Below are 25,023 nucleotides of genomic sequence, written 5' to 3' on the forward strand. Positions count from 1 at the left end.
GCATGGGCGATGACATGGGAATGCCCGCTGATGATATGGGAATGGATGACATGGGCATGGGCGATGACATGGGACTTCCTGAAGATGAAATGGGTATGATGCCGGGTGATGAATTACCCCCAATGCCATAAATTAAAAAACATATAATTTCTTAAAAGGAGTGTGAAGTTATGAAATTTAAGGCGTATAAAGTATTGGTTGTTGCTTTAGCAGTTGTATTCGCTTCCGGTTTGCTTTTTGCAGCTACACCGGAGCAGTATCTTGCTCAGGGGAATACATTTTTAAAAGCAAAACAGTACGACAAAGCTATTCAGTATTATAATGCAAGCGCAAAAATGAAACCCACTGATTCGGCTTATTATTATATGGGCCTTGCATATTACATGAAAGGAAAAAAAGCGGAAGCTTTATCATCCTTTCAGAAGGCCTTGAAGATTAATCCTGCAAACGCAAATGCAAAGAAAATGGTTGCAAAACTGCAGGGCGGCGGAGCGGCAGCGGGCGGCAGCAAAGCAAACCAGTATTTGACAATGGGTCATAAATATTTGAAAGCAGGCCAGTATGATAAGGCCATTCAGTATTATAACGCAAGCGCAAAAACACAGCCCACATATCAGGCATACCAGTTTATGGGGACCGCTTATTACAAAAAAGGCGATAAGGCAAACGCAAAAGTTGCATATGAAAAATCACTTCAGCTTAACCCTAATAATACAGGCGTAAGAAATATTCTTGCAAAACTTGGCGGCGGGGATGCTTCTTCGGAACCGCGTTTAAGCCAGCAGATGGGCGTTCACCCGCTTTTACTTGCAGGGCTTTTTGCGGGAGCAATAGCAGTTCTCTTCTTATTCTAAAAATAGTCAGTTAAGATATTTAAGAGGCAGGTGTGGCTTAGGTCATATCTGCCTCTTATTATTTAATAGTGTTTTAGATTTTGGTTTCTAAAGTAGAGACGCAACATGTTGCGTCTTCGGGGTGAAAAACATTGAGGGGTGTTTTTATGCAGTTGTTTAATAATAAATACCGCACAGACTCTTTAAGGTTAAAAACATGGGATTACAGCTTATCGGGTTTTTATTATGTTACGATTTGTGTTTTGAACCACAAACATAGTTTTGGTGTTGTTGACAGTCAATCGGTTAATCTAAATGGCTTGGGGGGGCCGAATCACGTTTCTTCCTGGACATACCTGAACACTTTAATAATGTATCTATTGCCAATCACATAGTTATGCCCAATCATATTCATGGGATTATTGTTATTGAAAAAGAGAAAGATATGCAGGCAGAAAAAAATAATAACCGTAATTTAAAAGGGCACAGAAAGGGATCTCTTGGATTGATAGTATCCCAGTACAAAGCGGCGGTAAAAAGATTTGCGGTTAAAAATAATATAGAATTTAATTGGCAAGACGGATATTATGAACACATTATAAGAAATGAAAAATCAATGATAAAAATAAGTGAGTATATACAGTTGAATCCGTTAAGGTGGGAATTGGACGAGTACAATAAATAAAGGTGTTCGGTGTTAAATGTTTTGTATTGGCGGCTAGGTCTTAAATGTAGAGACGCAACATGTTGCGTCTCGCGGTTTTAAAAGAAAATGCTTAAAGGCGGAGGCGCAACATGTTGCGCCTCTACAGTAATGGCAAAAGAGTTTTAAAGTAGAGACGCAACATGTTGCGTCTGGGTATAAAAAACGGAGGCGTAATGCACTACGCCTCTGCAGTAAGAACTAATCGGGAGGGGAAATATGCCACAGATTAAGGCTTATGGTGAAGGCCACATACAAAGGCTTAAAGACAGGTTTGATGCCGGGGCTGTATCCAAACAGGAAATACTTGAAATTCTTTTATCGTATGTCATCAAAAGAAAAGATGTTAAACCACAGGCAAGGGAAATATTTCAGCTTTCTAAGGGCAACTTCAGGCAGGTATTTTCTGTTGTTGAAAATGAAAGCATACCGGGTGTTGGGAAAGAGACAAAGGTCTTTTTTAAAGTTGTAAAAACGTTTGTAAACAGTTTTGCCGAAGATGCTTTTTTAAATGAAAAAATTCATGTAAAAAACCAGAAGGATATTGTGGAATACTTCAGGGCGCTGTGTGAAGGCACGGACAGGGAAGTGGTGTACGCGCTGTATCTTGACGCTAAAAACAAAGTGATTATGAATACCAAAGTAAGTGAAGGCACGCTGACACAATCGGTGGTATATCCAAGGGAGATAATTAAGGCGGGTATTAAATGCGGGGCGTTAAGCGTTGTGCTTGTGCATAATCATCCAAGCGGCGACCCGGCTCCTTCCGCAAGCGACAAAAGAATAACCAAAAGGCTGTTATTCTCCCTTAAAGAAATGGATATGACACTGCTGGACCATCTGGTTGTGGGCGGCGGAGGCAATTATTTCAGTTTTTATGATGCGGGCTTAATCCGCGAATACAGCGCGGCTTACAGGGATGTTGAAGAAGAAATGGTCAACAGGTGACAGGTAGCAAGTGACAGGTGACAGGTAGCAAGTGACAGGTAGCAAGTGACAGGTAGCAGGTGACAGGTAGCAAGTGACAGGTAGCAGGTGACAGGTAGCAGGTGACAGGTAGCAGGTGACAGGTAGCAGGTGACAGGTAGCAGGTGACAAGTAGCAGGTGACAGGTAGCAGGTGACAAGTGACAGGTGACAAGTGACAGGTGACAAGTGACAGGTGACAAGTGACAGGTGACAGGTGACAGGTGACAGGTAGCAAGTAGTAATAGTAAGTTGTAACTTGTAAGTTGTAACGTGTAACCTGTAACGTGTAACCTGTAACCTGTAACGTGTAACCTGTAACCTGTAACCTGTAACCTGTAACTTGTACTAGAAAGTCAACGCTCCGCCTTCTTCTTCGGAATCAGGGTCTTCGTTATTTGTTTTTGGCGCGGGATTTGCAGGGGCATCTTCGCCGCTCTCATAATCATCAAAATCACTGTGCATGAAACTTGCGGATGTATCGGAATGAAGTGTGCAGAACTTTACAGGTTCTGTGCCTTCGACAAACGGGGCGTCTATCGGAGCGGGGCAGTTTTTATCCGCCAGCATACCGCTTTTTACGCATATTTTTTTGAAGACAATATTGTTTGGAACGGGGAATTCGGCATCCGATGAACCGTAAGCTTTAAGCATAATTTCGGCCCATAATGGCGCGCAGGCATAACCGCCTGTCATCTGTTTGCCAAGATTTTCTTTTGTATCGCAGCCTATCCATATTGCAAGTACCATGCGCGGTGTAAAACCAATAAACCAGGTATCGGTGAATTCGTTTGTTGTACCCGTTTTACCCGCTGCCGGGCCGGTGAAACCAAGGCGCCTTATAGAAGTGCCGGTACCGCGGTCAATAACGTTTTCCATCATAAATGTGACAATATACGCTGTGGTTTCCGGAAGCGCTTCGGTCAGTTTTGAAATATGGTTTTCAAGTTCTTTGCCTGAATTGTCTTTTACGGAAAGCACGGACAATGGTTCCGGTTTCATGCCGCCGTTTGCCAGTGTTGCAAAAGCTGTTGTCATTTCAAGAAGTGAAATAGATGAAGAACCAAGCCCAAGCGTAAGGTCATCCGCAAGGGAACTTGAAATTCCCATTTTGTGGGCGTATTTCTGTGCGGTGCGTATTCCTATTTTATCAAGCAATTTTACAGTGACCACGTTCATGGAAAAAGCAAGCCCGTTTAAAAGTATCACGGGGCCTGAAAACTTACCGCTGTAATTTTCAGGGCGCCAGTCAGTACCGTTGGTATTTTTATAAACAATAGGTGAATCCATAAGAACGTCGGACACGCGGAAGCCGTTGTCAATTGCCGATGTATAAACAATCGGTTTAAACGCGGAGCCGGTCTGCCTTTTTGCCTGTACCGCGCGGTTAAATTCATTCTCATTATAATCAAGCCCGCCTATCATTGCTTTAATGTTTCCGGTGGAAGGTTCCATCGCGATAAGAGCGCCCTGAAGCGGCTGTGACAGCGGTTTTCCTGTTTTGCTTTCTATTTTTGCCTGCAGGTTTCTTACGTGTTTTGTCATAAGGTCCTGCGCGATATTCTGCAGGTTGGTATCAAGAGTGGTATAGACCTTAAGGCCGCCTTTATATATTACGGTATTGCCGTATGTGCCTTCAAGCTGCTGGCGGATGTATTCCACAAAATACGGCGCGTTTTTTACCTCTAATTTGCTTAATGTCAAAGGCGTATTAATTGCCTCGTCACGTTCTTCGGGGGTTATAACTCCGCGTTCCGTCATAATATTTAATACAACATTTCTTTTTTCAAGGGCAAGTTCCGGATTTCTGTAAGGGTTATAACTGGAAGGCGCCTGTGGAAGCGCGGCAAGCACGGCGCATTCGGGAAGGGTAAGTTCTTCCACGTGTTTTCCGAAATAAGTCCTTGAAGCCGCTTCAACTCCGTAAGCGCCGGCTCCAAAAAATATCTGGTTGCAGTAAAGTTCAAGTATTTCGCTCTTTGTATAATATTTTTCTATCTGCAGCGCAAGCAGGGCTTCTTTTATTTTTCTGCCGATTGTTTTTTCTCTGTTTAAGAATAGGTTCCTTGCAAGCTGCTGGGTAATGGTAGAGGCGCCTTCAACGATTTTTCCGTGGGAAAGATTATTGACTGTGGCGCGTATTATGGCTTTAAAATCAAAGCCGCCGTGCTGGTAAAAATTTGGGTCTTCTTTGGATAAAATGGCGTTCTGCAATATGGCAGGCACCTGTGCAATTTTCACAACCGTGCGCTGTTCCGCAAATAACTGGGAAACAAGGTTGCCGTTGTTGTCATAAATGGCTGTGGACATGTTGGGTTTATAATTTCTTAAATCCGCCACTTCCGGAACTTCCTGTGTATATGCAAGAAAAATGCCTGTAACGGCGCCCAGTATTACAAAAGCCGCGATGATATATACCGCCAGCATGAATTTACCTTTCTTTTCAGGGGAAGGGATATTTACCTGATTTTTATCAGGGGACTCTGTGGATGACTTTCCTGTATAGATGCTTCTATAATCCAAATTACACCTCTTGTTATTTTTTTAAGTATGCCTGAATAAATACGTTTATAATTCTATCAATTTTTGGCTTTAATTCAAGGGAAAAACACATAAAGTTATTCTTGTTCAGGTCATAAGCAGGCAGGGGATGAGGAAAGAGCTTAAATAAAAATGGCAGATATACTATTGCCAAAAACCCGTAAATTTGATATAACCTTAATGTTTTAGGAGTTGTATATTTAAAAGCGGTATTTAAGTTTTAAAACGTTCTTTTTAAAATAGTTTTATTTTTAGGTGGCGGGGTAGCTCAGTTGGTTAGAGCAATCGGTTCATACCCGGTGGGTCGGGGGTTCAAATCCCTTCCCCGCTACCAAAAATATATAATAAGTTTTTAAAGTAGAGACGCAACATGTTGCGTCTAAGGTTGTGTTGTTTTATTTTTTAAAAACAAGGCGCAATGTATTGCGCCTCTACAGTAAGGGCAAAAGAATTAAAAGACTCCGGGTTAATAAAAGATACTGCATGAAAACCATAACTTATCCTTAAATGTTTCTTTTGTCAGGGGAAAACATATTTATGAAACTTTATTCTGCCATGCTTAAAGAAATTACAAAATTCATCAGGCCAAACGATGCAATAGTTATTGGTGTATCCGGCGGGCCGGATTCAATGGCTTTATTCAACCTTTTAAATTCCATTGCAAAAAAATATAACCTTAAAATCATTGCGGCGCATTTTAATCACATGCTGCGCGGTAAGGAAAGCACCCGTGATATGGAATTTGTACGTAAACAAGCGGTTAAAGCGGGCAATGTATTCGTTACCAGAAGTAAAAATATAGACGCCCTTAATAAAAAAACCGGTTTTGGAACGGAAAAAACCGCAAGGGAAGAGCGGTACAGGTTTTTTATTGAAAGCGCCCTTGAATATAAAGCTTCAAAAATAGCGCTTGCGCATAACCTGGATGACAATGCGGAGACAATTTTATTCCGTCTTATTAAAGGCACCGGCACAAAGGGTTTATGCGGGATTCCGGCGCAAAGAAAGGTAAAGGACGGCGAATTTGGAATTAAGCATAATAACCTTTCCGGCGCCGGTATTACGATAATAAGGCCTGTCCTTAAATTTTCCAAAAAACAGATTATTTCATACCTTAAAGAAAGAAAGCAGAAATATATAACTGACAGCAGCAACAGTAAGTCTGTATATCAGAGAAACATTATCAGGAATAAACTGATACCTTTCATAGAAAAAGAGATGAATCCCGCGGTAAAAGAGTGCCTTGTAAGAAATGCCGTAATTGCGGCAAATGAAGAAGATTTTATGCAGGCGCAAGCTGACGGATTTATTCAAAAAAACGCCTTAATTGACAGCAATAAGGCTGTTTTTTCAAGGGTGAAGTTTTTATCTCTTCATACCGCTGTCAGGCAAAGGGTAATAATGGCCGTTTTATACAGGGTTTTAGACGCTAAAAGGAAAGTGGATTACACGCTGGTAGCGGACGCGGAAAAATCTATTGCGGAAAATAGTGGCATGTCTTTGCCGGCAGGTTTTGCTATAAGGTACGAAAATGAAAATGTGATTATTAAAAAAGGGGATAAAACTCCTGGTAATAATGATAAAGCCGTGATAATTCAAAAAAACGGCTTAAAAACCGCATATGGCGGGTTTGTGTTTGAAACAAGAATTGTAAACAATAATAAGGGGATTAATTTAAAAGGGAAGAACAGCGCGTACGTTGATTTATCAAAAATAACTTTTCCTTTGACCATAAGAAAAAGGAGAAATGGCGATAAATTTACCCCTTATGGCATGAATTCACAGGTGAAAATAAAGGATTTTATTATTTCGCAAAAAATAAAAGAAGATATAATACTGGTTTGTGACAAAAAAAAGATTATTTGGGTGGCGGGCAAAAGGACAGATGACAGGGCGAAAGTGGACAAAGGTTCCAAAAAACTTCTTTTGCTGCGGTTTTTTCCTTTAAAATAAGGGGTTTTGATTAGTACAACGTTTAAAAAAAACTTGCTTTTATGGTGGGGATGGTATATATTGTTAATATCTATTCATAAAAATTTGGAGGTTTTTAATGAAACTACATAAATTTAAAGCCTTTATTCTATCCCTAATTTTCCTTTCAATTTCAATTTCGGCATTCGCGGCGTCCGCGCTTTTAATTGTTGCACCGGGAGAGTCATTCACTCCGGGCAGCGCTAAAACAGGAGCACCTTTACCGCAGACCTGCGGTGTGCCGTTTAATGTGAATGTTTATGCTGTTAATGATGTTGGCTGGCAGTTAATTGACGCAGCCGGAGCCGGATTAGATTTATCCGCCTCTGCTGCAGCTTCTTTTTCACCTGATCCTACAACCATAAATTCAACCAGAACAGTAAGCGCGACAATTAACACCGCTGCAACAGGCGCTGTAGGTTTGTATGTGAATAACAGCATTGCACCAATTTCCGGCCTTTCACCCGCATCTGTTACAGTAACCGCGCAGTATATTCAAAGTTTCAGTTTTGTAAATATCGCATCTGCCACGGCAGGCACGCCAATACAGCTTACAATTACCGCAATTGACAATACAGGCGCGCAGGTCACAAGTTTTAACGGAACGGCCGCGCTTACAGCTGTTTATCCAAACAGCGGGGATAACGTATCACTTGGAACGGTTACATTTACAGGCGGCAAATATATAGGGCTGGCAACACTTTATAACGCGGAATCCGGAAACGTATTAATACGCTGCGTATCTACAACCCCGTCGCGTTCAAATGACAGCAATAATTTTGCAGTAAATCCGGGCGCTTTCGCGCGCATGCTTGTAGTGGGGCCGGGCCAGACATATTATCCCGGAACCAACGGCGGAAATGGAAGGGTATCATCTTCGACGTTTACAACAACTCAGACAGCAGGAACACCTTTTAATGTTAATGTTTACGCGGTTGATAATTACTGGAACACGGTGCCTTCGGCTGCCGGTACTGCAACACTTGATTCTACAGACACAAATGACAGTTATGACAGCGCTACAAAATCATTAGCTTCAGGTATGGCTTCTTTTTCTGTAACGTTAAGAACTGTCGGCGCGGGCAAAGCGCAGACAATAACAGCATCTTCAAGTGAAGGCGGAATTACGGAAGGAACAGATATAGCGCCAATGACATACAGTGCCACGGCAACGCAGTTTGTTTTTCCAACAACAATAAATACTCAGACCGCGGCAACTCCTTTTATTACAAGCGTGGTTGCGATGGACGCGTACGGCAATACAGTGCTTAATTACTCCGGAACCACCACATTATACGTCCTTACCGGCGGTTTTCCTGTAAGCACAAATAACTGGACAAAAACCCCTACAAATCTTACCTTTACAAATGGTATTGCCGCTTTTGGCGTTACAATTTTTCAGAAACTGTTTAACGCGCAGTTAAGCATTATGGACGCGGGTGTGGCAACGGGAATAAGTAATTATTTTACGGTTAATGCGGGTAACTTTAACAGAATGCTTATAGTCGCACCGGGAGAAACATATGACCCGGGCAACAGGCTGGCTGTGACAAGGGGTAAAATAGGCACACCTTTGACCGCGACTGCGGGAACATCACTGACGCTTACCATATATGCAACTGACGCTTACGGAAATAAAATTACAAGTGTTAATGACCTTTCGCAGATTGTATCGTCTGACACTCTTGCAACCATAGGCGGCGGATACATGCCTCAGTATGTAACTCTCACTGCGGGTGAAGCTTCGTTTAATATGATATTAAGGACAGGCGGTTCCCAGACAATCACGGGAACAGATTACGACAATGCGGCAATTACGGCAAGTACTGTAACAATACCTGTGCTGGCAACTGATGTCTCTTATTTCAGCGTTTCCGGACTTTCCGGCAATTATGTTGCAGGTGTTACAACAACAGCTACAATAGTGGCAAGGGACCAGTTTGGCAACATAAAGACAGACTGGGCAGGTATCATATATCTGTCTTCGCCCAATACAGATTATTCTCTTCCATACGAATCTACAATGTCTGTGCCAAGTTCCGATAACAGCACCGGTGCTTTTGGACACAAGTGGGCTGTAACATTTACAGCGGCAAATATGGGGCAAAGGACGCTTAATGTTGCTTTTTACAGGGCTGTTACATACACGGCAAGGTTATTTGTAAGCACAGATTACGATGATACTCCGGTGTCATATATGGGTTCTACCGGAACAAGCCAGGCAATAAGCATATTGCCCAATAACGGCGTAAAACTGCAGGTGTTGCCGCCCGGAATGGAAGCAAGGCCCGGTACAGTTGACGGCGAATACAATACGCCGACAGGGCAGTTAAGGGCAGAGGATTTTTCTGATGTTGTAAGGGTTCATTATGTTGATATGTGGTGGAACATAGTAAACAGTGTTCAGGGTGTAAATTTAAATACAAGCGACCCGTCAAATTCGTATATTGACGATGTAAGGCCTACCACGCAGAACCCAATTCATAAATTTACAAATAACGGTGTTGCCACATTTACGGTAAGGCACGACAATAATACGACAACTTTGTATTTGAAAGCAACTCATGACGACACCACAATAGGCATGGATAATTCGCCTAATATTACCGTATTCCAGATTTATAACTTTCTTATTTATACTCCTACCGGCGGTGCGATAGGCGATCAGGTGGCTGGTGAACCTTTCAGCATTTCAATTGTCGCAAAGGCGGGATCGGGATCAACCGATTACGCTGATTCGTTTAACGGGCAGATTCAGTTAAAAGCAGGTAATAATTACAGTGATAATCAGTTTTGTATTGATAAGACTTTGTCAGACCCTTTTGTTAACGGGATATGCGTAATGAATGTAACGCTTTACAGGGCATCAACCACAATAGAAGGCGGGCCCGGCGGCGGAACATTTATAAGGCCGATATTCGGGACTGTGGGTGTGGACGGTTCATCTGACAGTAATAAGTTCAGCGTATGGCCCGGAACCGCAACAAGGGTAATGACTCTTGTTGACGGCATGACATATCATCCGGGAGTCAGCCCTATAGTTGGTTTGCAGGGATATGAAGGATATGAAGGCGCAACAAGGATAGTGGAAGCAGGCCAAAGTTTTGACTTTAAGGTTTATCTGGTTGATAATTATTATAATATCAGACGTGTTGCGCCGAATGTGGCTGTTACGCTTACATCATCAGATCCTTTAGCGTCGGTGCCTGAAGGAACTATGCCGGAAACAATAAATCTTGTTGAAGGTATGTATGAAAAAACGGCAATTTTAAGGACTGTAAGTAGCGGCGCCGGAACACAGACTATTTCGGTTGACCATCCTTCGGCAGGAATAACAGACAACACAACCCCTTTAATAAGGGTAAAACACACTAACCTTGATCACTTTACCGTTGATGCTCCTTCAGGTTCGGTTATTGCGGGTGTGCCGTTTAACATTACCATTGTGGCAAGGGATGAATTTGCAAATATGTGTGATGAAAGAAACGAAGGTATACCTTTTAATAATACAGTTGATTTAACTGCGGTAAATGGGGCTTTGAATACTATGTACCCTCAGTCTTATCCGCTTTCATCAGGATTTGCAGTTGCGAACGTTAGGATGTTTAAGGCTCAGTCAACTGAAAGTATTAATGCGTCTTATGGTTCAGTTACAACTACTCCGCTGCCTGTTGTGCAGATTCTGCCGAATGTTTTTGAAAGGCTGCTTGTAATGTCAACCGGAATGGCAACAAATGCGGGTTATTTTGAAGAAGAGCCGCCAACAACCTTCAATATGTATTTAGGAGCTCCGTCTGCAAGAATTGTAAATGATAATCCGTCGCATCCGGCTCAGTCTTTTCAGGTTTATACCTGCGATGCTTACGGAAACATGACAATGACAGCTGATGCTATCGGTCATACGATAACTGTTACCACCAATGATCCGCATGCACCTGCAATTGCAAGCGCATGGATTTCTCCAGATTCTTATGTTACTAATGTTTACCCTGAATTCCACACGGCAATGAGCGGTGTGACAGTGGGAGCCAAGATAACAAGGGAAGGAATACAGGATTTTGAAACCCCTGCATTTACAACAACAGCCGGAGATTTTTATGGATTTCAGGTTCTTGTTCCGGGAGTTTATGTTGACGCAGGCGCGGGAACAATTGTGTCAGGCGCTTGGGATAACGCGATAAGAGGATTTGAATATAATCAGCTGGTGGGTTCGTATTTTGATATAACTATAAGTGCAGCTGATATATATGGTAATTTTAAGCCGGGAGTTGCTCATAATGTAAGAATTACATCCTCGGATGCAAATGTTAACGCATATCCAGGTACTGTTAATGCTATTATTATGCAGACTGTTGATGGGATAGCAAATACCACAGGAGCGCTATTTACTTTGGGTGACAGACAGTTATATGCTTATGACCTTGATTATCCCGCGCTTTATAATCCTGTGCTTTTTGAACACACTTCTGTATTGGTTACAAATAGCGGAAATTTAAATTATCAGATTATAACTAATGGTGTTGAAGATATTAACGGGCTTCAAAGCGTTGCGGCCAGCGCATATCCGGCAACTTTTAGTCTTATCATAAATGTGGTTGACCCTTCTTCTAACACACCGGTTCCTGTAGGCGGTTCAAATGAAAGTTTTGTCTTAACGCCGGTTAATATTGACCCGCCATACACGCCGATTACAGGCACAACGCTTTATCCTACAAGTGGTATTGCCGCAAACGGCCGGTTTTCTGTTCAGGCGCACTATACAAGGGCAGGGCAGTTCAGGATAAGGGCTGTTGATCCTAATGGAGTTCTTGCAACAAAGTATTCCTGTATAATTGATATGGGCGCTAACACTTCAAATGTAACACTTACACTTGAAGCAGACCCTTCAAATATAAGGGCTAACACTCAAAGTAATATAGTGGCTTCGCTTGTAGACGGAAATGGCAACCCGGTCTCTGGTATGCCGGTTAATTTTACCGTGTTAAGCGGTAATTCACAGTTTGCGGGGCTTGTAACTGCAACTGCCGTTACAGGCACTGACGGCAGGGCAATATCGGTAATAACCGGCGCCTATATGAATGAAGAAAATATAATTGAAGCTCAGTACAATACTATTACCACAACAGCAAGCCTTTTCACTTCAATGTCAGACCCGGTAATAGGCGAAGTTTCCAATTACCCCAACCCGTTTAGGGCGGGTACTGAAAGCACAAATATAGACTATCTGCTTAATGAAACAACGGATGTTAAGATAAAAATATATACGCTTTTCGGCGATCTTGTCCTTACAAAAGAATTCAGGTCAGGCGAACCGGGTGCTATTGCCGGCAGAATGAACACATTTGCCTGGGACGGTAAAAACCAAAAGGGCGATATTGTCGGAAACGGTGGATATATATGTATTGTTGAAGCTGTAATAGACGGCAAGAGGGAAAAGATGGTAAGAAAGATTGGTGTAGCGAAGTAATAAAAGGAAGGTTGGAAGGTCAGAAGGTTGGAGGGTCAGAAGGTTTAGCCGACCATCCGAGCATCTGTGCATCCGACCATCTGTTATTAACATATAACGCAGGAGGATATTAATGAAAAAATTACTGCTGGTGATATCAATTTTAACGGCTTTTTCGGCTGTTTCTCTGGCCAATGGCGATTACGGGACTCCCGGCGAGTTTTTAAACTGGGGAGCCGGCGCGCGCTCGCTTGGAATGGGAAAGGCATTTACCGGCCTTGCAGATGACGCTTCCGCGGTTTACTACAATCCCGCCGGACTTGCGCAGCAGAACCCTTATCAGCTTACACTTATGCATGTGATATTATATGAAGACACAATGTATGATTTTGCCGCGGCGTCCGTTCCGTTTTCCGGAGTGGGTACGTTTGGACTTGCATATGTCCGCCTTGGTTCGTCAAATTTTGACGGCAGGTCGGAACTTTGGGAGGCAAGGGGTAATTTTGACATTTCAAATCAGGCAATTTTTGTTTCTTACGCGCGTGATATTGTAGGGTCTTTAAGCGCGGGTATTAACCTTAAGGTAATTATGGAATCTGTATATGATAAAAGCGGCGCGGGTTATGGCGCTGACCTTGGTTTAATGTTTGTCCCTTCGGAATATGTAAGCTTTGGTTTAAGTGTAATAAACCTTCTTCCGCCCGCCGTAAAACTTGACACACTGACAGAGACTTTCCCAATGGTGATAAAGTTTGGTATTGCCGGAAAATTTCTGGGTGAAAGAATTATACCGACGCTTGATGTGGAAAAAGAAATGTCAAATAAAGGCTTAAAATTCAAGATGGGGCTTGAAGTATATCCTATTAACGACCTTGCCATAAGGGCGGGTTTGGATGAAACGGAAATAACTTTTGGCGCCGGATACAAGTTTCTTAAAAATTATAAAGTTGACTACTCGCTGTCATCGCAGGAATTATCACAGCAGTTAGGCGTGCTTGGTATGACGCACAGGGTATCATTTACGTTTATGTTCGGCGGTTTTGATGTTAATGTCAGCGCGGAACCAAAAATATTCTCACCTGTAGGAACAAGAAAAAACACCACACTTACAATATACGCAAGTACAAAGTATCCTATAACAGAATGGGAACTTAATATAATCAACGAAGATGACGACGTGGTAAGAAGCTACAGCGGTGATGATAATCCGCCGGCGTCAATAATATGGGACGGCAAGGACGACCGCGGCCTGCCTGTGTCTGACGGCGAATATAAATGCGTAATGAAGGCAATAGACAAAAACGGAAAGGTAAACGAATCAGGCGCCGAAAGCGTCAAAATATCAAGCTCGCTTCTTAATCAGCCCGGTACTATAGAGCTGGAAGAGTAATATAGGCGCGCTTAAATAAAAACCAATATTGAAAAGGTGAAAAAATGAAATTAAAACTTACAGTTTTATTCATAATTTTGTGCGCTGCCGTATCCGCGCCTGTTTTCGCGGAAGATGATAAGGGAAAAGAAATAAGTAAAGACTGGCAGGCCGCAATAGAAGCGTATAAAGCTGCGCCGGATGCGTCCGCAACAATAGAACGAATGAATAACTTTGCGGAACGCTGGAAAAATTCCAATAGATACGAAGCTTCCAGGGCAAAATACCTTAACGCGGAAATCTTTTATAAAGGGAAAAAATATCAGGCGGCATTTGACGCTTACAAGAAAGTTGTTGATGAATTTGGTTCTTCGCCATACGCGGATTCAGCCATGTATAAAATGGGCGAATGCCTTTATAATATGGGGAAATATACGCAGGCAATTGAACTTTTAACCAATTACAGGTTTAAATTTTCATCAAGCGTTTTTCATATGGAAGCTGTTTATGTTACTGCGCTTTCATACCTGAATCTTCTTGAATATAAAAAAGCGGACAGGGAACTTACGCAGTTTCTTGAAAAAAACCCGTTTTACGCTGCGGATGAAAAAGTAAAACTTATAGGCGGTATTATAGATTTTTACCTTGAAAGGTACGACGCGTCCGCGGAAAAACTTAAAAGAATAAAAAGAGATGCCGCGTATTATTATATGGGGCACAGCCTTACAAAATCCGGCAAATATCTTGAAGCCGCAACCGCGTTTAAAAAGCTTGGGGAAGAATTTAAAACAAGCAAATACCTTGAAAGCGCGCAGTATAATAAAGCGGAAGCTTTTTATAAGGGGTTGAATTTTCCGGTTGCCGCGGCAGATTACAAGGCTTTTATTTTAAGATTTCCCGCAAGCGAACTTACGCCTTATGCGTCATTAAAATATGCTTCCACGCTTTTTAATGACAGAAAATATAAGGAAGCCGCAAAAGCATACGACAATGTAATGGCAGGCGGCGGGGACGCAAGGGTGAAGGCATACGCCAGATATTTATCAGGCGAATGCGCCAGAAAACTTGATGACAATAAAGGCGCACTTGTTTCATATGAGAAGGTGATAAGCGACTATCCCACCATTTACGATGCGCTTGCATCCGCGCAGTTAAGGGCGGGCTGGTGTTATCTTAACCTTGGGCAATATGATAAGGCGGAAGAAATTCTTACAAGTTTTACGCAGAAGTTTACCACGCACGATGACATAGCCACCGGTTATTACCTGCTTGGCAATGCCAATTACAATAAAAAACAGTATGACCAGGCGGTAGCGAGATACAGGTTTATACTTGAAAAATTCAACTACAGCAATATTTCTGAAGCGGCGCTTTTAATGATGGCGCTTTCATATTACAATCAGAAACAGTATGACATGCTTGCCACAGAAGTGGCGCATTCCTTAAATCAGCTTTCCGCAAAGTTTAAGGATCCGGAGGGCAAGAAAATAAGGGCAAGGTCGTATTTTTATTTAGGGCAGGCGTATTTTAAAACAGGGCTTTTTGGGCCGGCTGCAAAGGCGTTTAAATCAATACTGGATGACTATTATGAAAGTGATATTACAAATGAAGCAAGGGCTAATCTTGCATGGTGTTACTATGAACTTGAAAATTTTCAGGGCGCAAGGACAATGGCAAGGGACGTAATCAACAGCAATCTTACAAACGCCGAAGTAAAAAGCGCGTGTGAAATATTAATCGCTCACTCTTATTTCAGCGAAAAGAATTTTGAAACCGCTATTGTAAAATATACAGATTTTGCTTATTCTCACTCTAAAGATAAAAACGGCGAACTTACGGCAGAAGCGCTTTTTCAGAAAGGTAAAGCCCAGGAAATAATGGAAGCGTACGGCGACGCTTTAGAATCGTGGAAAACGTCCGCCATTAATTACCCCAAAAGCAAAAGGGCGGCGGAATCTACATTTAAAGCCGCTGATATTTATTTTAAAGCCCAGCAGTATCAGACTGCAATAGACTGGTACAGGCAGGTAATGATAAAATTTCCGGACACGGAACTGGCGGAAGATTCAATGCTTGCGATTGCAGAAGTTTATTACAATTCCGGCAAAGAAGCGGAAGCTGTAAAATCATATAACGATTTCCTTAAAAAATATCCGGACAGCAACAAGATACAGAATGTGGAAGAGGGAATGCAGAGAGCGATGTTTGTAAAGGCTGAAAAACAGGAAAATCCGGACATGATGCTTGAATTTTATGAAAAGTATCCGGAAAGCAACCTGGCTATGAACTCTTTATATTCAGCGGCGGAGCTTTATTACAAAAACAATAAATTTGAAAAAGCCATTGATACGTTCAATAAATTAATAGAGCAGTTTCCGAATGACTCTATGGCTATTAACGCCAACTATTATGTGGCTGCGTGCTATCAGGAACTTAAAAGGTTTGAAGACGCTATTGCGGCGTATAAAGCTTTTGTAAAAAACTATCCAAAGCATGAACTTGCCGCGGAAGTCACCTTTAACCTTGCCACGACGGCTTTTCAGGTTAAAAACTACCCGGAAGCGATATTCTATTACGAACGTATCCTTGAAAAATATCCGGACAGCCAGTATGCCAATAATTCCATGTACAACTCCGCGCTTGCTTATACGGAACTTGGAAAGCACGACGACGCCATTAAAATTTACAACAGCTTTATGTTGAAATTCGGCGATGACGATAAATCCAAGGGGCTAAAGGCTTATATAGCACAGATTTATTTTGAGCAGAAACGTTATGTGGAAGCGCTGAAAGCGTATGAAGAGGTTTATCAGACAGGGACAGATGATGAAAAAATACAGGCGCTTTATACAATGGGAAATATCTATGGGACAACGGAGAACTTTGAGAAACAGATAGAGACATATAACAGATTAATTGACGTTAAGCCCGCTGATAACGTATACAGGTTAAACGGGCTTGTGGATCTGGCAGGCAAGTACGAAGAGAAGCAGGCGTGGAAAGACGCGGTAAGGATTTATGAAGTAATAAAGGTAAGCAACGGAACAAAGGAATATGTGGATTTTGCAACAAACAGGATTCCCACAATTCAGCAGGCATATCCGGAAGCGTTTAAAGTAACCGTACCAAAGACAAAATAATAAGATATCATATCAAATAAGGAGGAAGTAGAATGAAACGCAGTTTGACATTGGTTTTAACTTTTGTACTTTCAGTGTTTTTTGCCGGAGCTCTTTTTGCAGCAGAAGGCGGAGAAGCGGGCGGCTACCAGATTGACACGCTTCAGGTGTTAAGAAGCAGCTGGGTTATTATACTTATGCTTGTGCTTTCAATTGTTGTTGTGGGCGTAACCGTGGAAAGGTTTATGTATTTTCAGAAAAATAAACTTGATTCAGATAAATTTATGGCCAAGATTAAGGGTTATATAGTTGATAAAAAGTTTGAAGAAGCGGAAGAATTCTGCAAAAATACAAAAGGCAACGTTCCAAAAGTTATTCTTGAAGGGCTTGAAAACAGGTTTCTTCCAAGGGAAGAAGTTTCAAAGCTTATGGAAGTTGCCCATATGGAACAGAAGATAAACATGGAACGCTACCTTGGCGTCCTTGGAACCCTGGGTAACATTTCGCCGTTTATCGGGCTTCTTGGAACGGTTCTTGGTATCATAAAAGCTTTTAAAGACCTTGCTTCGTCAGCCGGCGGAGGGCCGGAAGTTGTTATGGTAGGTATAGCCGAAGCCCTTATAGCCACGGCCGCGGGCCTTGCAGTTGCTATCCCGGCCGTTGTTATGTTTAACATATACACAAAAAGGGTAAAAAACATAGCGGTAGAAATGGAAGCTATGGCTAAAAAAATGCTGGTATTACTTGCGAACTACGCGGAGGGCTCCAATGCAGGCCGGAGGAAATAGCGACGAAGGGATAACAAATATAAATGTTACCCCGCTTGTAGATATCGCGCTGGTTCTGGTTATCATCTTTATGGTAACCGCTCCTATGACCGTGCAGTCCGGTATAATTGTAAACAGTTCCAAGGTGACTGCGTCAGTCGGGAAAAGCACCAAAAGCGACGCCATACAGGTAAAACTTACGGCAAGGTCCATACTTATCAATAATAATAAAGTGGAGCCTGACCAGTATGTGGCACATTTAAAAGCGCTGCTTGCAAAAAATGAAAAGAAGCTGGTTATGATTACCACTGACAGGGTGGTGCAGCACGGAACGCTTGTCACTATTCTTGACGAATCAAAAAAGGCGGGCGCTAAAACGCTTACCCTTATGAAAGAAGAAAAGCAGTAAATAAAATTAATATAACCGGAGGAAAGCCATGAGTGTTGATGTCGGCGATGACGCAGAACCGATAACAGAAATAAACGTAACACCGCTGGTTGACGTCTGCCTTGTGCTTGTTATCATATTTATGGTAACGGCGCCCATGATGACGCAGTCAAAACTTTCGGTGACGCTGCCTAAAGCGGCAACGGATGAGTCTAAAAATGAAGACCACGTGACAATAACAATAGATAAAGACGGCAAGATAAACGTGAATGAAACCGTGGTATACAGTATTGCCCAGATGGAGCCCGTTTTGGCAAGAAAACTTGCGCAGTCTGATGAACAGGTGGTAATTATCAAGGCTGATGAACTTCTTGAAAACGGCACTGTTATGGATGTAATGGAAGCCGCAAAAAAAGCAAAACCAAATAAAATATACTTTGCTACACAGCATAAAAAAGAGGGGATATAAAATGTTTGCCGGCGATTTTGACGTAAAGGGAACTTCAGGCAGTTTTGCGTTTTCGATTACAGTGCATGTACTTGCATTTTTAATGTTTTTGTCATTTCAGGCAAAACAGAAAAGGACACTGGCTGATTACACGCTGACCGAAATAACAATGATGGAAACGGTGCCGGACGAGCAAAAGCCGGTAGAAATACAGAAACCCAAAAGCATGGCAGATATGTTTAAGCAGTTAATTCCTATTAAACAGTCTGCGCCAAAAGTGGAACTTGCAAAACCCCAGGCAATGATGGAAAAACCAAAGCTGGAAATGTCCAAACCGCAGGCATTGGCGCTGGATAAAATGGCTAAACTTGATCCGGCTATGAAAAAAATAGATATAAGCAATGAAATAGGAAAAACAAAATTATCGCCTGCGCAGATAAAAGCGGTGGAGCTTAATCAGTCGCAGCAGAGGGAAATAGCCACCACTTCTCAGAAGGTTTCTTTAAGCAGCCAGAAGCCTTCCACAAGTTTTCTGCCTTCTGCAAGGCCCGGCATAAGCACAATGAAGTCTTCACAGCCGGCCTTAAAACCTGAAACAATTAAAATAGACAAACCCACTCCCGTTATGAAAGCCGCGGCGCAGGAAAAAATAGAGATAGCCCCAAAAAAAGGCGCACTTTTAATTACCGGGCAGATTGCAAACAGAAGGGTGTTAAGGGCTGCAAAACCCACATACCCTTTATGGGCGCAGGAAAAGAACATTCAGGCTGAAGTTTTTATTAATGTAACCGTTAAACCGGACGGAAGCGTCAAAGATAATGCGTATATACAGACATCATCAGGTTATGGAGAACTGGATCAGCTTGCGATGGAAGCGATAATGCAGTTTATGTTCGCGCCTTCGCTTACCTCCGCCGATGAATCCGGAGTCGTAGTATTCAGATTCCAATTAGAGAGGTGATTTTAATGAAAAAAACGGCTGTATTAACGGCCTGTCTTTTCGCGCTTGTAATATTTTCCGCGGATGTTTTTGCCGCGGAAGCTGGACAGGGCGCCGATTCCGGGCAGGAAATTGTTGTAAAAGGCCAGCTTAAAATTAAAATTCAGACAGAGAAACCGGACATGGACATCAAAACGGATATAAATGAAACTGCCGGTAAAGTCATAAAGACTGAAGAAGCGTTTTTGTCAATGGCTCCGGAAGACATTAAGAATGTTAAGATGAGCCTTCCTGATTCCGTATATGAAGAACGCGCGGATTATCACCCGAATTTTGATTATTTTGAAGAAGCTCCTATTTTTAACCTGGCGCTTAAAAAACAGAATATAGAAATTGAAAAATGGACATTCAAAATTACTGATCTTGCCGGTAAAACAGTTAAGACACTTAAAGGGTCAGGCAACCTGCCGGAACAGTTTTCGTGGGATGGTTTTGATGAAGAAGGATATGTATTAAGGATGAATTCCGGATATACATACAGGCTTTACTGGATGGACAAAGCAGGAAATCCGGGGGCTGTTAACAGAAAAGAACCGCGCGTGGTTAACGCGATAAAGTATAAGAAAGACGGCACTCTTATTCTGGAAGCGGCTGAAGCCATGATGTTTCAGGAAAAAAGAAGGGAAAGGCTTACTGAAGACGGCAAAAATGCCATTGAAGAGGTAAAGGATTACATTAAGATGAGCAACCTTTATCCTGTAATCATTAAAGTATATTCTGATGATGAAGCTGTTGCAAACGAACAGATAAGGACGCTTCAAAAGGTTATTGTGGAAGCGTTAAAACTTCCCAAGAATAATTTTAAATTTGAAGCGTACAAGGATATAAATGTTCCAAAAAACAGAAGGGTAGTCTTCAGGATAAAAGGGTAAAATTGTGGCTTATTTAAAATACAGGGGCACCATATCCCACAGGGAAATTTTAAGAGAGCTTGAAGAAGAACTTGCCGATATATCATCTATAAGCGGATGGAAATATCAGTTTATAACAGAAAATTTCCATACCATGAGCAGAAAAACAAAGAATACTCCGGAACCTGAAGAAATTACAGGGCCGGAATTCGGCGGGGAAATAAGAAAGGTAAGCAGTGCGGAAGTTTATCTTGACGGTATTTCGCTGTTTATTGACCATGGAAATGACCCTTTAACCTTTTCGTTTGATAAAAACGGAAGCATGGCCACTGTGTCCATGCAGCTTGTGGATGACCCGCTTTCAACGCATAAGATTACGGTAAAAAAATACGAATTCATGTACAGCCCTTATATAAAAATGTTCACCAGAAACGCGGAACACCATATTAAAGCGGTTAAAGTGCTTGATTACATAAAAAAGAAATATGTCACGGACCTTGAAGTGATTGATACCACAATGTATTGGGAAACAAGGGATGAAGAAGAATTAAAAGTAATAATGTGGAAGTCTGCGGGCAAAAACAGGCAGATTAGTATTTAGCAAATTTTTTCAATAATTGATTACCCCGTTTTTATCATAAATCAGGCGGCGTTTAGCGCCAATAATCTTATTTAAAATTCAAAGGAGTATTAATCATGGTTAAACGTATTGCCGTAATGACAACCGGAGGAGATGCGCCCGGCATGAACGCCGCCATAAGGGGCGTGGTAAGGACCGCTATAGGTTTAGGAATGGAAGTTTACGGGATAGAAGAGGGTTTCAGCGGCCTTCTGCAGAACATGTTCAAAAAGATGGAATCATATTCGGTAAGCAATATTGTAAATAAGGGCGGCACAATATTAAGGACTGTGCGGTCAAAAGATTTCAGGCTGCCGGAAAAAAGAAAAGAGGCATACTCTTTTTTAAAGCGCAACCTTATAGAGGGGCTTGTGGTTATTGGCGGCGACGGGTCAAGGATGGGCGCGTACACCGTCACGAAAGAAACAGGATTACCAACTGTATTTATACCGGCATCAATTGATAATGATGTCTATGGGACTGACTTTACAATAGGGTTTGACACGGCTGTCAATGTGGCGCTTGAAGCGATTGACAAGATAAGGGATACCGCGGCTTCGCATGAAAGGGTTTTTATCGTGGAATTAATGGGCAGGGAGCACGGTTTTTTAACGCTTGAATGCGGGATAACAGGGGGCGCGGAAATTATCCTTATACCTGAATTTAAAAAAGATTTTAACCTTTTAAAGATAGCGAATTCCCTTCAGGCAGGCATAAAAAGGGGAAAAAGCAGCAGCATAATAGTTATGGCCGAAGGGCTTGGCAGCGGTATTGATTTTGCGGTTAAACTTGAAAAGAAACTGGGTTTTGAAGTGCGCTGTTCTGTGCTGGGTTACATTCAAAGGGGCGGCACGCCGACCGCAAGAAGCAGAAAATTAGGTCTTAGTTTCGGATACAATGCGGTTAAACTTATTAAAAAAATGAAAACAGGCGAAAGCAAGATGGTTGGAATTCAGGGTGAAAAGATTGTAATTCATGAGATGAAAGATGTAACCGGAAAAGAAAGGGATATTGACAAAGACTCTTACGAAATGAATAAAATATTTTCTTTATAGGAGAACCCCTTGTTAAAACTTAAATTCAGCGGAGCGGCACGTGAAGTGACAGGGTCTTTTCACATAATAGAAAAAGACGGGAAGAATTTCGCGATAGACTGCGGAATGATACAGGGCAAAAGGAAAGAAAGTTATGAAAGAAACAGGCATTTTCCGCTGCCGCCGTCAGATGTACAGTCAATGATACTTACCCACGCGCATATTGACCATTCAGGCAACATACCCACCTTTACTTCGCAGGGTTTTAAAGGGGACATCTATTCCACTTATGCCACAAAAGACTTATGTTCAATAATGCTGCCGGATTCCGCGTTTGTCCAGTTAAAAGACCTTGAATACGTAAACAGAAAAAGGATTAAACAGGGCAAAGCGCCGTTTGACCCGCTGTACACGGAAGCTCAGGCAGAGGCCGCTTTAAAGCAGTTTGTTCCAAAAAACCTTGGGGAAAATTTTCCGCTTACAGACGGCCTTTACGCATACCTGCTTAACGCGGGGCACATTCTGGGTTCTTCTATGGCTGTTGTAAAACTTAAAGAGGGTAATAAAAAAATTAAAATATGTTTTTCGGGCGATTTAGGAAGAAGTTCGCTGCCCATTTTGAAAGACCCGGATGAAGTATATGATGTGGATTATCTGATACTTGAAAGTACTTACGGCAGCAGGGATCATAAAGCTATTGATACAGCGCAGGACAGGCTGTCAATGATAATAACAGAGACCTATAGAAAGAACGGCAGGGTGATAATACCGGTATTTGCGGTAGAGCGGGCGCAGGAAATGCTTTATGTTTTAAATCAGCTTGCAATCGCGAATAAAATACCGGCTATGCCCATATTTGTGGACAGCCCGCTTGCCATAGAAGCGACAGAAGTCTTTAAGAAACATTCAGAGTGTTTTGACGAAAAAATGATGGAATATATTGCCAATAATAATAATCCGTTTTATCTGGAACTTGTAAAGTACACAAGGGACGTGGATGAATCAATGGCTATTAACGAGTATAAGAAGCCGTGTATAGTGCTTTCCGCGCAGGGTATGTGCGAAGCCGGCAGGATACTGCACCATTTAAAAAACGGAGTGGATAATCCTAATAACACCATTCTTTTTGTGGGATATCAGGCGGCAAATACCCTTGGCAGAAAGATTGTGCAGGGTGACAGAAACATAAAAATTTTCGGCGAGCCGCACACGGTGCAGGCAAGGGTGGAAAAGATAGACGAATTTTCAGGACACGCGGGCCAGTCTGACCTTGTGGAATTCGTGAAAAAAGCATCGGGGCCAAAGTTAAAAAAAGTGCTGCTGGTTCACGGGGAAGAAGATGAACAGGCAGATCTTATGAGAGTATTAAAAGCCGCCGGGATTGAAAATGTTTACAATCCCGAGCCGGGATACGTAGAGGTGATAGACCCTTGATTAAATTCAGCAGGGTATTTAAAGTTTATGAAAAAAACATACAGGCGCTGACTGACATTAATTTTGAAGTGGAAAAGGGCGAATTTGTATTTTTAACCGGGCCTTCCGGCGCGGGAAAAACCACAATTTTAAAACTTCTTTACAGGGAAGAAACCCCGGATATGGGCAGCATTGTGGTGGACAATACGGATATTTCACACCTTTCCCACGGCAAGGTGCCGTTTTACAGGCGCGGGATTGGTTTTGTATTTCAGGATTTTAAACTTATTTTTGAAAGAAGCATCTATGAAAATCTGGCGCTGCCGCTTGAAATCACGGGAGCGCCGGAAAAATTCATAAAACATACTGTCATGGAAAGCCTTGAAAAAATAGGGCTTGCAGGCAGGGAAGACCATAATCCGTGGCATATTTCCGGCGGAGAAAAACAGAAAGTGGCTATAGCAAGGGCGCTTATAATGTCGCCGCCCGTGCTGTTAGCCGATGAGCCCACCGGTAATCTGGACGAAACAAGCGCGTCGGAAATAATGAAAATGTTTAAGGACGCGAACGCGAAAGGCACAACCGTGCTTATGGCAAGCCATAACAAGGAAATAATTTCAAACAGCGGGTTTCGGTCCATAAAACTGCGCGGCGGGAGAATAGAAGAATGAGGCTGTTTAAAGAGGTTGCCCTTAACTTTAAAAGAAGCGGGTTTATGAGTTTTGTTTCCATAGGCACAATTATACTGGCTGTCACCATGCTGGGCGGATTTTATATAATTCACACAGTGGTTAACTTTGCCGCGGATGAAATGCAGAATAAGGTTGAAGCTGTAGTGTTTTTAAAGGACGGCACATCCGCCGAAGAGATAAAGATGCTTGGCGATGAGATTGCGGCAATGAACGGGATAAAAGAAGCCCGGTATATTTCCAAAGACGACGCGTATCAGGACTTTTCAAAAGACCCGGAAATGCAGAAAATTCTTGCGTCGTTTGAGGGCAATCCGCTGCCGGATTCCATATCGGTAAAATTTACGGAATATAAAGCTCAGGAGATTAAAAACGCTGTAAGCGTGTTACGGTCAAAATCTTCGGTTGAAGAGGTGGAATACGGGGCCGCTGAAATAGAGCACCTTTTAAACGTAATCAACGCGGTAAAATACATAGCGGGGGCGGCGGGTATAATTTTCATGATTGCCGCGCTGCTTGTAGTGTCCAATATAATAAAATTAACCATCTATAACAGAAGGCAGGACATTTACGTGTTAAAAATGGTGGGCGCTACAGGGGCGGATATACGCCTGCCGTTTATCCTTGAAGGGCTTATACACGGCTTTCTGGGCGGGGTTATGGGCTGGCTTATACTGTATGGCGTGGTGTCTTTTCTGATGTTTCAGGTGCAGAAGGAAACCGGTATAGATTTATCGGCGTTTTACGCGTTTGATAAAACCATTTTATCCGCCGAATTTATACTTGGAATGACAGGCGCGGGGTCGCTGCTGGGTTTAACCGGAAGTTTAATGTCGCAGGGAAGGATATTTAAGTGAAGTTAAGCAG

The 25,023-nt window shown here is 42.3% G+C and carries 19 protein-coding genes and 1 tRNA gene; 18 read left to right on the forward strand and 2 right to left on the reverse strand.

Annotated elements, in window-relative coordinates; translation table 11 throughout:
• Positions 1-170 precede the first annotated feature (170 nt).
• From CVV21_01760 to CVV21_01770, 3 genes are all read left to right on the forward strand, one after another.
• Positions 171-854 carry a hypothetical protein gene (locus CVV21_01760; protein ID PKL92507.1) on the forward strand — a complete coding sequence of 228 codons (684 nt, stop codon included), beginning with the start codon at positions 171-173 and terminating at the stop codon, positions 852-854.
• A gap of 424 nt (positions 855-1,278) precedes the next feature.
• On the forward strand, positions 1,279-1,518 hold the full coding sequence (locus CVV21_01765; GenBank protein PKL92508.1) for a hypothetical protein: 240 nt from the start codon (positions 1,279-1,281) through the stop codon (positions 1,516-1,518).
• Between the two features lie 237 nt (positions 1,519-1,755).
• Positions 1,756-2,484 (forward strand): hypothetical protein, encoded by a 729-nt coding sequence (locus tag CVV21_01770; protein PKL92509.1) that lies wholly within the window; start codon positions 1,756-1,758, stop codon positions 2,482-2,484.
• On the opposite strand, the gene CVV21_01775 is transcribed toward CVV21_01770, so the two are convergent.
• Both CVV21_01775 and CVV21_01780 read right to left on the reverse strand, forming a co-directional pair.
• Positions 2,425-2,634 carry a hypothetical protein gene (locus CVV21_01775; GenBank protein PKL92510.1) on the reverse strand — a complete coding sequence of 70 codons (210 nt, stop codon included), beginning with the start codon at positions 2,632-2,634 and terminating at the stop codon, positions 2,425-2,427. The genes CVV21_01770 and CVV21_01775 overlap by 60 nt on opposite strands.
• Positions 2,635-2,849: 215 nt before the next feature.
• Entirely contained in the window at positions 2,850-5,024 is a 2,175-nt protein-coding gene (locus CVV21_01780) for a hypothetical protein (GenBank protein ID PKL92511.1), read from the reverse strand.
• A 275-nt stretch (positions 5,025-5,299) separates the two neighbouring features.
• Between CVV21_01780 and CVV21_01785 the strand changes: the two genes are divergently transcribed.
• The 15 genes from CVV21_01785 to CVV21_01855 all read left to right on the forward strand — a co-directional run bounded on the left by CVV21_01785 (position 5,300) and on the right by CVV21_01855 (position 25,013).
• Positions 5,300-5,376 (forward strand) — tRNA-Met (locus tag CVV21_01785).
• A gap of 173 nt (positions 5,377-5,549) precedes the next feature.
• Positions 5,550-6,995 carry a tRNA lysidine(34) synthetase TilS gene (gene tilS / locus CVV21_01790; protein PKL92512.1) on the forward strand — a complete coding sequence of 482 codons (1,446 nt, stop codon included), beginning with the start codon at positions 5,550-5,552 and terminating at the stop codon, positions 6,993-6,995.
• A gap of 97 nt (positions 6,996-7,092) precedes the next feature.
• On the forward strand, positions 7,093-12,480 hold the full coding sequence (locus CVV21_01795) for a hypothetical protein (protein ID PKL92513.1): 5,388 nt from the start codon (positions 7,093-7,095) through the stop codon (positions 12,478-12,480).
• 112 nt (positions 12,481-12,592) lie between these two features.
• Positions 12,593-13,849 (forward strand): hypothetical protein, encoded by a 1,257-nt coding sequence (locus tag CVV21_01800; GenBank protein ID PKL92514.1) that lies wholly within the window; start codon positions 12,593-12,595, stop codon positions 13,847-13,849.
• 44 nt (positions 13,850-13,893) lie between these two features.
• The gene (locus CVV21_01805; protein PKL92515.1) at positions 13,894-16,968 is read left to right on the forward strand and encodes a hypothetical protein; all 3,075 of its coding nucleotides are present in this window, start codon (positions 13,894-13,896) and stop codon (positions 16,966-16,968) included.
• A gap of 32 nt (positions 16,969-17,000) precedes the next feature.
• Positions 17,001-17,735, forward strand: a complete 735-nt coding sequence (locus CVV21_01810) for a MotA/TolQ/ExbB proton channel family protein (GenBank protein PKL92516.1) — start codon at positions 17,001-17,003, stop codon at positions 17,733-17,735.
• Positions 17,716-18,123 carry a hypothetical protein gene (locus tag CVV21_01815; GenBank protein ID PKL92517.1) on the forward strand — a complete coding sequence of 136 codons (408 nt, stop codon included), beginning with the start codon at positions 17,716-17,718 and terminating at the stop codon, positions 18,121-18,123. Before CVV21_01810 ends, CVV21_01815 begins: the two co-directional genes overlap by 20 nt.
• A 28-nt stretch (positions 18,124-18,151) precedes the next feature.
• Entirely contained in the window at positions 18,152-18,571 is a 420-nt protein-coding gene (locus tag CVV21_01820; GenBank protein PKL92518.1) for a biopolymer transporter ExbD, read from the forward strand.
• Position 18,572: 1 nt separating this feature from the next.
• The gene (locus CVV21_01825) at positions 18,573-19,511 is read left to right on the forward strand and encodes a hypothetical protein (protein ID PKL92519.1); all 939 of its coding nucleotides are present in this window, start codon (positions 18,573-18,575) and stop codon (positions 19,509-19,511) included.
• Positions 19,512-19,516: 5 nt separating this feature from the next.
• Entirely contained in the window at positions 19,517-20,422 is a 906-nt protein-coding gene (locus tag CVV21_01830; GenBank protein PKL92520.1) for a hypothetical protein, read from the forward strand.
• 4 nt (positions 20,423-20,426) lie between these two features.
• Positions 20,427-21,002, forward strand: a complete 576-nt coding sequence (locus tag CVV21_01835) for a hypothetical protein (GenBank protein ID PKL92521.1) — start codon at positions 20,427-20,429, stop codon at positions 21,000-21,002.
• Between the two features lie 95 nt (positions 21,003-21,097).
• Entirely contained in the window at positions 21,098-22,075 is a 978-nt protein-coding gene (locus tag CVV21_01840; protein ID PKL92522.1) for an ATP-dependent 6-phosphofructokinase, read from the forward strand.
• 9 nt (positions 22,076-22,084) lie between these two features.
• Entirely contained in the window at positions 22,085-23,488 is a 1,404-nt protein-coding gene (locus CVV21_01845; GenBank protein PKL92523.1) for an MBL fold metallo-hydrolase, read from the forward strand.
• Positions 23,464-24,138, forward strand: coding sequence for a cell division ATP-binding protein FtsE (ftsE, locus tag CVV21_01850; protein PKL92524.1), 675 nt, complete (start codon positions 23,464-23,466; stop codon positions 24,136-24,138). The genes CVV21_01845 and ftsE overlap by 25 nt, the downstream gene beginning before the upstream one ends.
• Positions 24,135-25,013, forward strand: coding sequence for a hypothetical protein (locus tag CVV21_01855; GenBank protein PKL92525.1), 879 nt, complete (start codon positions 24,135-24,137; stop codon positions 25,011-25,013). Before ftsE ends, CVV21_01855 begins: the two co-directional genes overlap by 4 nt.
• Positions 25,014-25,023 lie beyond the last annotated feature (10 nt).

The organism is Candidatus Goldiibacteriota bacterium HGW-Goldbacteria-1, assembly GCA_002839855.1.
Lineage (GTDB): Bacteria > Oederibacteriota > PGYV01 > PGYV01 > PGYV01 > PGYV01.